Genomic DNA, 10,478 nt, shown 5'->3' with positions numbered 1-10,478 from the left:
TTTTTTTAAACAGAATAGGTGTTGCTTGTACGCTTAAAAACCTTTAAAATGGTATAGAAGAAAATGAATGAGAAGAGGCTGAATAATGACGAAGAAATCCATTTACGGATTAACGTTTGATGATTTAACGGAATGGTTTTTAGACAAAGGACAAAAGAAATTCAGAGCGACACAAGTGTGGGAATGGCTTTATCGTAAACGTGTAGGCTCATTTGATGAAATGACGAATGTCCCGAAAGAAAGCATTGAAATTTTGAAAGAAAACTTTGTCTTAAATAATCTAGAAGAACAAATTGTGCAAAAATCAAATGATGGCACAATCAAATATTTATTTAAATTAGAAGATGGCAACTTAATTGAAACGGTGCTTATGAGTCATGAATACGGCTTATCGGTCTGTGTTACGACACAAGTCGGCTGTAATATCGGCTGTACGTTTTGTGCAAGCGGACTTTTAAAGAAGCAACGCGACCTAGACGCAGGGGAAATCGTATCGCAAATTATGAATGTGCAGCGCTACTTAGACGAGCGTGATAATGACGCCCGCGTAAGTCATGTCGTCGTGATGGGAATCGGCGAACCGTTCGATAACTACGACAATGTCATGAGCTTTTTGCGCGTTGTGAATCACGACAAAGGGCTTGCAATTGGCGCGCGCCACATCACCGTTTCAACCAGTGGACTCGCACCGCGCATTAAAGATTTCGCAAACGAGGACTTCCAAGTCAACCTGGCCGTTTCCTTACATGCACCGAACAACGATATTCGGACGAAAATCATGCGAATTAATCGGACGTTCTCGATTGAAACGCTCATGGAAGCAATCGAATATTATATCGAGAAAACCAATCGCAGGGTAACCTACGAGTATATTATGTTGCGTGATGTCAATGACTCCAGACAAGAAGCGCAAGAACTCGCCAATTTACTCAAAAACCATAAAAAGCTCGCCTATGTCAATTTAATCCCGTACAACCCAGTCGATGAGCACAATCAATACGAACGAAGCAAAAAAGAAGACGTCCTCGCTTTCTATGACGTCCTGAAAAAGAACGGCATTAATTGCGTTATCCGCCGTGAACACGGCACCGATATTGATGCTGCATGCGGTCAACTTCGCAGCAAACAAATTAAACGCGTCGGCATTCGCGAACGTATGCGCGAGAAAAAGGCGCTTGAAAACCAATAAATAAGATTACCACCCTTTAAAAGTTGAATTTTGAAGGGTGGTTTTGTTTTGGAGATGCTGCTTCTGGCTTTGTGAACAGTTTAGGCAGTATTTTTGGCGCGATAGCTTTCTATTTTAATGAAGGAGAGAAACTTTAATAGCTTTGTTTTTAGACACTTATACTGGCTATAGGAAGTCTATTTTATTGGACATGTTAACGAGGCAGAAGAAGAGTATCGAGCGAGAGTTCAAACTGAAATCGAAAACATAACCTGTCCACGTCTTGAATTAGTTTTTGACCAGAAAAATTAACTCTTGAAAGCTGCTGATAAAGTGTTATAATGGATATATTTCAAAAGCAAGTTAATAAGGGAGTGCCAAAAGTGGAAGTAACTTTTTTTGAAGCAGCGAGGAATTGTGCAAGTAAGGTTGCTGAGGTTATTAAATTTGATAAAAATGATGCGTTTGAAGCTAAAGTTGTGACATCTTATTTATTTGGGATGCTTACGATGCTTGGCTCGGAGATGGATGCCGATGGAAGTGAAATTCAGGCGAGCTTAGTCGCGGCGTTAGTTCATAATTTTCATTTTAGCGAGCAAGAAGCAGCTAAATTATCGAGTCACGCGATTCACTGTACAGAGAAAGCAAAACACCCAACGCAGTTTACGGTGATTGGACGCGGTTTAGAGGGTTACGTTGATTACTACAAAACGGGTGAATATAAAGAAATTCAAGAAGATGTTTCAAGCATCTTTGACATCGTGCGAGAGTGTCAACGAGAAAATATACAACAAGCTAGGTGAGGCAATCATCTAGCTTTTTTTGTTTAAAAGGAGCAGGTTTTATGCTGAAATTAAAACGGCTTTATGAACCAGCGGAAACAGAAGATGGTTACCGCATTTTAGTTGACCGACTATGGCCGAGAGGGGTTTCAAAGGAAAAGGCGAAACTAGATGAGTGGGCGAGAAATATGGCGCCGTCAAATGAAATCCGGACAGACTTTCATCATCAGAAGATGGATTTTCAAGCGTTTAAGGAAGGCTATTTGGCGGAGCTTTCAGGGAATCAATTCCGGATGGCTTTTTTAGACAAAGTGAGAAAAGAACTTGAAAAAGGAAATGTGACTTTTTTATTTGCGGCGAAAAGTGAAGAGGAGAACCATGAGCGGGTGCTTTTAGAATGGGTTTTTGAAAATCTATAATTGACAATGAGAATCATTATCACTATAATCGAAGTAATGAATCGGCAAATTATAGGAGGAAAATGGATGATTATTGTTACTAACACAATTAAAGTGGAAAAAGGCTACGGGGATCAAGTGATTAAGCAATTTACTGGAGCTGATGGTTCTGGACACCCAACAAAAGATATTGCAGAAGTAGAAGGCTTTTTAGGTTTTGAATTGTGGAAGACGCATCTACCAGAGAGCGATTTTGAAGAGGTTGTGGTGACAAGTAAATGGGTGAGTGAAGCGGCGCAAAAAGCGTGGGTTAAAAGTGATGCATTCAAAAAAGCGCATGGTCGAACAAAAGATTCGCGCGAACAAAAACGTGACCGTAAAGGCATTTTAGGTAATGAGGTTGTCCAATATGAAGTTGTCCACATCCAAGAACCAGCCGCTCAAGTAGAATAGGAGGGCTCGGTATGGGCAAAGTAGCGGAAACCATTCGTGCGCGCCGTTCCATTAAGCAAACAATTGAGGAACCAATTTCAAAACAATTTGTGCACAGTCTGATTGAAACGGCTTCCTTTGCACCGTTCCACAGCAAGCTTGAACCGTGGGAAGTTTATGTGGTGGAAAGTCCAGCGCAGAAGGAAAAATATGTAGAGGCTGTCGTACGGGCGACTTGTGAAAAACCAGAAGAGGCCCATAAAATTCGCGAAAGTACGATTAAAAAGATTGGAAAAGCACCAATAACACTCATTATTACGTCAAAAATCACGAGTGATGCGAAGAAAGACTTTGAAGCCATTGCAGCGACAAGTGCATTTATTCAAAATCTACAACTACTCGGTTGGGAAGAAAATATTGGCATGATTTGGCGAACGAATAAGTACATTTTCAACCCAACGTTTCAAGAGGTGTTAGGGATAAAACCAGACGAAAAAATCATTGGAACGCTACATTTAACTAAATTTGTTGAGGTTCCAAAGGCGAAAGCAAGGCGAGAACTAGCATCTTATGTGCATGAATTGTAATTTAGGAGGTGATGAATGTGGCTGTACCTGCTAGAAGAACGTCGAAAGCGAAGAAAAATAAACGACGGACGCATAAAGGTTTAAGCGTACCAGGTTTGACTAAGAATCCTACGACAGGTGAATATCAAATGTCCCACCGGATTGCGCCGGACGGTACGTATAAAAATAAGCAAGTCTTATAAGAGTTCCCATTTTTGCGAAAAAGACGTTTTTTTCTTCGCAAAGATGGGTATTTTTTTTGTGTACGGCATGCTAAAATGGATTTTATAGGAATAGGACAATTCATGTAGAAATGAGGCCAATTGGAATGACAGATAATTTTGTGAAGCAAGAAGAGGCGCTGGAATCCTATGATGCAAAAAAATTTCGGACGCCAGATGGCTATACGAGCGATATTTTACTTTTTACGGTACAGGAGAGCAAATTGCATGTGCTTTTAATTGAAAGAAGCCGTTTGAATGCGGAAGGAAAGCCTAATATTGAAGGCGGAAAATGGGCGTTCCCGGGTGGATTTGTTGATCCGAATGAAGATGCGCATCAAGCGGGCATTCGCGAATTGGAAGAAGAAACGGGTTTAACCGATATTCCACTTACGGCGTTCGGTGTTTATGATAAACCTGGACGCGACCCGCGCGGTTGGATTATTACGCGTGCACATTATGCTTTTGTTCCGAAAGAAGCCCTTTTAAAACGAACTGCTCTAGATGATGCGGCAAACGTGGCGCTCGTTTCGGTAGACGAAGCATTCAAATTACCGCTTGCGTTTGATCATTTGGATATTTTGCGTGATGCCACTCATAAAATCAATCAGGAAATGCTTCTTTCCACGAAGGTCAGCGATTTTTTACCTGAATTTTTTACATCAGAGGAGTTGTATGAAGCTCTTCAGGGGTGTACTTTGAAAGATGCGATGCCGTCTTTTGAGGAATTTAATCATTATATTGAGCTTTTGCCTTTTCTTGAGCAAAGCGAAGATGGAAAATACTTTTTTAGCTCGGAAGCGAATGCGCATAGTATTTTCTTTTAAGGGGGATGCACGATGAACCTTGTAACAATAAATGATGTTGTAATTGGCGAAGGGACGCCCAAAATTTGCGTTTCTCTAATGGGGAAGACGATTGCAGATTTAAAACGCGAAGTGGCGCTTATTAATGAGTTTGACGTGGATATCATTGAATGGCGCGCAGACTATTTTGGTAAGGTGCATGACCTTGAAACGGTCAAATGGGCTCTCCGCGAAATTCGACCTCTTATCAAAACAAAACCGCTTCTTTTTACTTTTAGAACAAAAGGAGAGGGCGGCGAACTGGAAATGAAAGACGATTTCTATTTCGAGTTAAACCGTGTGATGGTGCGTACCGGCGAAGTGGACTTGCTCGATGTGGAACTATTTCATGATGAAACCGCTGTGGCAGAATTAGTAAGTCATGCACATGCGTCAAATGTGAAAGTGCTAATGAGTAGCCATGACTTTGAAAAAACGCCCCCAAGATCAGAAATCCTAGCTCGTTTTGCGCGCATGGAAGCCTTACAAGCTGACATTACAAAAATTGCCGTCATGCCTGAAAACGGAGCCGATGCACTTGTTCTACTAGATGCGATGAATACGCTGAAAAATGAAGCCACAAAACCGTTTGTTGCTATTTCAATGGGAACGCTCGGCGTCATTTCGCGCCTATCTGGCGGCTTTTTCGGTTCAGCGATTACGTATGGAAGCATCGGAAAAGCTTCTGCGCCTGGACAAGTTCCTGTTCAAAATTTACGGCTAATTTTAGATGCTTTAGAAGCGAAATCAAGCGAGGCATTCACAGAATTGTAACAAACAAATTTAGCTACATCTATTGTACGGCGCGCCGTATTATGGTAAGATTATCTTTAGTCAAAATGGACGGTTTTTAGGAGGAAAAAGAATGAGTACATTTTTAACAGCTACGCTAGTTGTTGTGTCTATACTGCTCGTTATCGTAATTATTCTTCAACCAGGTAAAAGCAATGGCCTTTCAGGCGCCATTTCTGGTGGAGCAGAGCAATTATTCGGCAAACAAAAAGCACGTGGCCTTGAATTATATTTGCACCGCGCAACAATCGTATTATCCATCATTTTCTTTGCAATACTCATTGCATTAGGCTTTTTCATTAATTAAGCCCATGATGATAAACCACCTACAACCGTGGGTGGTTTTTGTTTGGGTTCATACAACATATCAGCAACTGTCTAATATAGCGCCTCCTTTTTTTAGCGACGTCCCCCTTCATATTGCGAATACATATCCCATACATTTCAAGTCTCCTCACAAAATTTTTTAATTGCTTGAAACCGTAATTTCACGTACACTAGAGTAGAATCAAAAGTTGCGTGAGGAGCGTTTTAAAATGAAATTTACACCACCAAAACCTTTTTTATTTGAAACAGGGAAAAGAGCGGTTTTGTTACTTCATGGGTTTACGGGAAGTTCGGCGGATGTGCGAATGTTGGGGCGGTTTTTGCAAGACCATCATTATACGTGTTATGCGCCGCAATATAAAGGGCACGGCGTGTCGCCGGATTTGTTGCTTCAGACGGAACCAAGTGATTGGTGGCAAGATGTATTAGATGCTTATGCGCATTTAGAGGAACTAGGCTACAAGGAAATTGCGGTTGCTGGGCTGTCACTAGGCGCATTATTTTCTTTAAAACTCGGATTTTCAAAACCTGTGAAAGGGATTGTTTCGATGAGTGCGCCGACGAAAATGGATAGTTCATCGCCGATTATTTCGGGGTATATGGATTATGTACGGAATTATAAGCGGCTTGAGGGCAAGACTCCAGAAGAAATTGATGCGGAAATGGTGCATTACGAAGGGGCATCGATGAGTCAAATTGCCAAATTGAAAGACGAAATTAATGCGGTGGCGAGTGAAATCGATATGATTTATGCACCGATTTTCGTTGTCCAAGGCAAACTTGATGATATGGTGGACGTGGACGGTGCCCAGTGGATTTATGATACAGTCGAATCTGCGGATAAATCGCTTAAGTGGTATGAAAATTCTGGTCACGTCATTACGATAGATAAGGAACGAAAAGAGTTACAAAACGATATTTTAAAGTTTTTAGACCGTTTAGATTGGCAAGAATAAATAGTAAGGAGGGATGAATGATGGAAGAACATCAAATGGAGGCGCACATATTAGACGTTTTGCGCGCACAAAAGGATCAAACTTTTTCATTAGATGATTTAGAAGCGGCAACAGGCTTAGCTGACGCAGATGCGTTTAAAGAAATGGTGAAAGCACTCGTTCGCTTGGAAGATAAAGGGGACATTATTCGGACGAAAAAAAATCGGTATGCGCTACCTGAAAAGATGGATTATATTAAGGGGACTTTCCGGGCGCACGAACGCGGATTTGGTTTCGTTTTACCAGAAGAGAAAGACTTGGACGATATTTTTATCCCCCCGACAGAAGTCAATGACGCAATGAATGGCGACTTAGTGCTCGCGAACATTACGAAACGAAAAGGCGACAACTTGGCCGAAGGTACTATCAGTAAAATTGTGGAGCGAAAAACAACGCAATTAGTTGGTACATACATGGAGGATTTAGTTGGCGACGGAATTGTTATTCCGGACGATAAACGTGTATTTGGTGAAGTGCATGTTGACTTGGCGGATGGCTTAAAACCGGTTGACGGACATAAAGTCATTGTCGAGCTCACGCAGTACGCACATTCGCATAACCGGGCGCGTGGTGTTGTGAAAATGATTATTGGGCATAAAAACGATCCAGGCGTTGATATTTTATCGATTATTCATAAACATGGAATTGAAATGACTTTTTCAGACGCGGTCATGAAAGAAGCGAATGCGGCAGACGATGTTGTGAATCCTGATGAAATTGGTTCGCGGCGTGACTTGCGCGATGAAGTCATCATCACAATTGATGGAGCCGATGCGAAGGATTTAGATGACGCGGTTACTGTTTCAAAACTTGAAAATGGGAACTTTAAACTTGGCGTGCATATTGCAGACGTCACACATTACGTGAAGGAAGGTTCTGAACTTGATAAGGAAGCGGCTCTTAGGGCCACGAGTGTTTACTTAGTAGACCGTGTGATTCCGATGTTGCCCCACCGCCTATCAAACGGGATTTGTTCTTTAAACCCGAAAGTGGACCGGTTTACGATGAGCTGTGAAATGGAAATCGATGAAACTGGGCACGTGGTCAGCCATGAGATTTTTGAAAGTATCATCAAAACGACGGAGCGGATGACGTACACGGACGTGAATGCGATTTTAGTGGATGAAGATGCCGAACTGCGCGAAAAATACGCGCATATTGTACCGATGCTAGAAGACATGTTTGCGCTCTCGAAACATCTCCACGAAAAGCGAGAAGCACGAGGAGCCATTGACTTTGATGCAAAAGAAGCGCGGGTTTTTGTGGACGAAAAGGGGCACCCAGAGAAGGTTGTCTTGCGAGAAAGGTCGGCAGGTGAACGCCTGATTGAGGAATTTATGTTGGCGGCAAACGAAACTGTTGCGGAACATTTCCACTGGATGGACGTGCCGTTCATTTATCGTATCCACGAAGATCCAAAAGAGGATAAGCTGGCGCGTTTCTTTGAGTTCATTACGAATTTCGGCTTGGTCGTGAAAGGCACCTCCAATCAAGTCCATCCGGCAGCATTGCAACAAGTTTTGGATGAGGTGAAAGGCAAACCAGAAGAAATGGTCATTTCAACGGTGATGCTACGCTCGATGCAGCAAGCGAAATACGATACGGTTTCAGCAGGCCACTTCGGTCTTGCTACCGATTTTTATACGCACTTCACATCGCCCATTCGCCGTTACCCGGATTTAATGGTCCACCGCCTAATTCGGCAGTACTTCATAAATGGTGACGTATCAGAAGAAACGCTCGCAAAACGTGCAGAAGAGCTACCTGAAATTGCGGATCATTCTTCTAAAATGGAGCGCCGCGCAATTGAAGCCGAACGTGAAACAGACGAGCTTAAGAAAACAGAGTTTATGGTAGACAAAGTTGGCGAGAAATTTATCGGCATCATTAGTTCGGTTACGAATTTTGGCTTATTTGTTGAACTGGAAAACACGATTGAAGGCTTAGTCCATGTGAGCGCGATGAAAGGTGATTATTACCAGTTCCACCAAAACATTTTAGCCATGATTGGCGAGCGTACTGGGCTAGTTTACCGAATCGGGGACGAGGTCGAAGTAGAAGTAACAAAAGTCGACGTTGACGCACGCGAAATTGACTTCACATTAATTAGTGGGGGCAAAGAGGGTGGCAAAGCGAAATTCCAAAAACAAAAACCGGTAAATAAAACCCGCGCTTTTAAAGAAAAAGGAAATCGTAATCAGAAGCGGCGTAAGCCTCATTCGAATAAAGAGGAGAAGCAATCTGACGGCGATTGGTATACGAAACCGAAGAAGAAAAAGAAAAAAGCATTCTATGAGAGTGTGGCCAAAAAAGGCCAGCCTAAAAATAGTAAGAAGAAAAAACGCCGTTAAGGAAGGAGGATAAAGATGCCAAAAGGTGAAGGAAAGCTTATCGCGCAAAACAAAAAGGCGCGTCACGATTTTGCAATCGAAGAAACTTTTGAAGCGGGCATTGTCCTCCAAGGTACGGAAATCAAGTCTGTGCGAGGTGCTCGCGTGAATTTGAAGGACGCTTATGCGCGCGTGTATAAAGGTGAAGTTTTTTTACACAACATGCATATTAGTCCTTATGAACAAGGAAATCGTTATAACCACGACCCGCTTAGAACGCGAAAGCTTTTGCTGCATAAAAAGCAAATCAGTCGTCTAATTGGGGAAACGAAGGAAGCCGGATATTCGATAGTCCCGCTTAAAATGTACTTGAAAGATGGCTACGCGAAAGTTTTAATTGGCGTCGCTAAAGGGAAGAAAAAGTACGATAAGCGCGAAGATTTAAAACGAAAAGAGGCCAAACGAGATATTGAAAGGGCGTTTAAAGAGCGCCAAAAAATGTAATGAATGTGATGTATGAATTTTGTGAATAAAGAAGGACGTAGGCTTGGATTAGTTAATAATCCAAGCTTTTTTTTGTGGGGAAAATGAAATAACACAATTTATCCAGCGCGAAGTTGTGTTATTTGAAAGGGATAAAGCATGTAGTAGAGCCGTTTGTGAGCTGTAACAATTGTTTGGCACGATTATTGCAACTGTAAAAAAAGAAGGGAGGTTAGTTATGAATAGAATTATTTTAGTCAGCCATGGCAAACTTGCGCTTGGAATGAAAGATACACTTGATATGATTATTGGCGAAAAGAATGAGGTTATTGCGTTTGCAGCTTACTCAGATGATGAACCGTTTGAAGAGAAAATCAGAGAAAAAGTTCATGCAGAATATCAGCAAAAAAGTATCATCATTGTTACCGACATTTTAGGTGGAAGCGTAAATAATGAAATGTTAAAACTTATGCAAACATTTCCGAATATTCACTTGCTTGCTGGGATGAATTTACCATTAATTATCGAACTCGCTACATATCCAAACGCTTTTTCTAAACTAGAAATGGCGGAAGTAGTCGCGGCAAGTAAAGCGGCCATTGTTGACTGTCAGGCATTATTAAAAGCTACTCGGAAAGGAGGCGAAGGATTTGATTAAGTTTTCAAGGATTGATCATCGTTTATTACATGGACAAGTGATCTTTTCATGGAGTAAAGCAATGAATATTACGCGAATTATTGTAATTGATAATGCGACAGCAAAAGACGATTTTAAAAAAATGTCTTTGAATCTTTCTAAACCGCCAGATATTACTTTAAATATTTTTTCAGTAGCAGAAGCACTTCAAAAAGTTGAGCAAATTGAGGCTCTAGAGGACCAGATTATGCTTATTTTCGGCGGGACAAAAGATGCGTTAGCGTTTTCTAAAGGGTATCCGAAAATACAAGAAATTAATTATGGTGGAATTGCGAATAAAGAGGGTTCGAAAGCATTTAGTAACGCAATTTATCTAACAGAAGAAGAGGTTACTGAGAGTAAAGAAATGGCGGATGCAGGGATACGACTTTATATGCAACAAGTACCGACTTCGAAATTGGAAGAATTAAACCCTAAATTATAACAGCAGAAGGGAGAGTTT

At 41.5% G+C, this 10,478-nt stretch carries 14 protein-coding genes; all 14 read left to right on the top strand.

Annotated elements, in window-relative coordinates:
- The first annotated feature begins 85 nt into the window (after positions 1 to 85).
- The 14 genes from rlmN (at position 86) to BN1609_RS05485 (ending at position 10,460) form a co-directional block, all read left to right on the top strand.
- Positions 86 to 1,189 (top strand): 23S rRNA (adenine(2503)-C(2))-methyltransferase RlmN, encoded by a 1,104-nt coding sequence (rlmN, locus tag BN1609_RS05550; RefSeq protein WP_088810220.1) that lies wholly within the window; start codon positions 86 to 88, stop codon positions 1,187 to 1,189.
- A 362-nt stretch (positions 1,190 to 1,551) separates the two neighbouring features.
- Positions 1,552 to 1,971 (top strand): Imm48 family immunity protein, encoded by a 420-nt coding sequence (gene imm48, locus BN1609_RS05545; protein ID WP_088810222.1) that lies wholly within the window; start codon positions 1,552 to 1,554, stop codon positions 1,969 to 1,971.
- A 41-nt stretch (positions 1,972 to 2,012) separates the two neighbouring features.
- Complete coding sequence (locus BN1609_RS05540) at positions 2,013 to 2,369, top strand: DUF488 domain-containing protein (RefSeq protein WP_088840610.1); 357 nt, start codon at positions 2,013 to 2,015, stop codon at positions 2,367 to 2,369.
- A gap of 66 nt (positions 2,370 to 2,435) precedes the next feature.
- On the top strand, positions 2,436 to 2,801 hold the full coding sequence (gene isdG, locus BN1609_RS05535) for a heme oxygenase IsdG (protein ID WP_088840609.1): 366 nt from the start codon (positions 2,436 to 2,438) through the stop codon (positions 2,799 to 2,801).
- Positions 2,802 to 2,812: 11 nt separating this feature from the next.
- Entirely contained in the window at positions 2,813 to 3,367 is a 555-nt protein-coding gene (locus BN1609_RS05530; RefSeq protein ID WP_088840608.1) for a nitroreductase, read from the top strand.
- 17 nt (positions 3,368 to 3,384) lie between these two features.
- Complete coding sequence (gene rpmF / locus BN1609_RS05525; RefSeq protein ID WP_088810228.1) at positions 3,385 to 3,549, top strand: 50S ribosomal protein L32; 165 nt, start codon at positions 3,385 to 3,387, stop codon at positions 3,547 to 3,549.
- Between the two features lie 125 nt (positions 3,550 to 3,674).
- Entirely contained in the window at positions 3,675 to 4,394 is a 720-nt protein-coding gene (locus BN1609_RS05520; protein ID WP_088810230.1) for an NUDIX hydrolase, read from the top strand.
- 12 nt (positions 4,395 to 4,406) lie between these two features.
- The gene (gene aroD / locus BN1609_RS05515; RefSeq protein WP_088810232.1) at positions 4,407 to 5,186 is read left to right on the top strand and encodes a type I 3-dehydroquinate dehydratase; all 780 of its coding nucleotides are present in this window, start codon (positions 4,407 to 4,409) and stop codon (positions 5,184 to 5,186) included.
- Positions 5,187 to 5,277: 91 nt separating this feature from the next.
- Positions 5,278 to 5,511: a preprotein translocase subunit SecG gene (gene secG / locus BN1609_RS05510; RefSeq protein ID WP_088810233.1), complete on the top strand. Its 234-nt coding sequence runs from the start codon at positions 5,278 to 5,280 to the stop codon at positions 5,509 to 5,511.
- 229 nt (positions 5,512 to 5,740) lie between these two features.
- On the top strand, positions 5,741 to 6,487 hold the full coding sequence (locus BN1609_RS05505) for a carboxylesterase (protein WP_088840607.1): 747 nt from the start codon (positions 5,741 to 5,743) through the stop codon (positions 6,485 to 6,487).
- A 20-nt stretch (positions 6,488 to 6,507) separates the two neighbouring features.
- The gene (rnr, locus tag BN1609_RS05500; protein ID WP_088825338.1) at positions 6,508 to 8,877 is read left to right on the top strand and encodes a ribonuclease R; all 2,370 of its coding nucleotides are present in this window, start codon (positions 6,508 to 6,510) and stop codon (positions 8,875 to 8,877) included.
- Positions 8,878 to 8,892: 15 nt separating this feature from the next.
- Complete coding sequence (gene smpB / locus BN1609_RS05495; protein WP_088840606.1) at positions 8,893 to 9,360, top strand: SsrA-binding protein SmpB; 468 nt, start codon at positions 8,893 to 8,895, stop codon at positions 9,358 to 9,360.
- Between the two features lie 217 nt (positions 9,361 to 9,577).
- A complete protein-coding gene (locus BN1609_RS05490; RefSeq protein WP_088810239.1) occupies positions 9,578 to 9,997 on the top strand; it encodes a PTS sugar transporter subunit IIA in 420 nt (139 codons plus the stop codon).
- The gene (locus BN1609_RS05485; RefSeq protein ID WP_088810241.1) at positions 9,990 to 10,460 is read left to right on the top strand and encodes a PTS sugar transporter subunit IIB; all 471 of its coding nucleotides are present in this window, start codon (positions 9,990 to 9,992) and stop codon (positions 10,458 to 10,460) included. The genes BN1609_RS05490 and BN1609_RS05485 overlap by 8 nt, the downstream gene beginning before the upstream one ends.
- The last annotated feature ends 18 nt before the right edge of the window (positions 10,461 to 10,478 follow it).

This window comes from Listeria sp. ILCC797, assembly GCF_900186185.1.
In the GTDB taxonomy this organism is placed as follows: Bacteria; Bacillota; Bacilli; order Lactobacillales; family Listeriaceae; genus Listeria; species Listeria goaensis.
The sequence above is the reverse complement of the archived record's forward strand: the minus strand, read 5'-3'. Positions and strand labels throughout refer to the sequence as shown.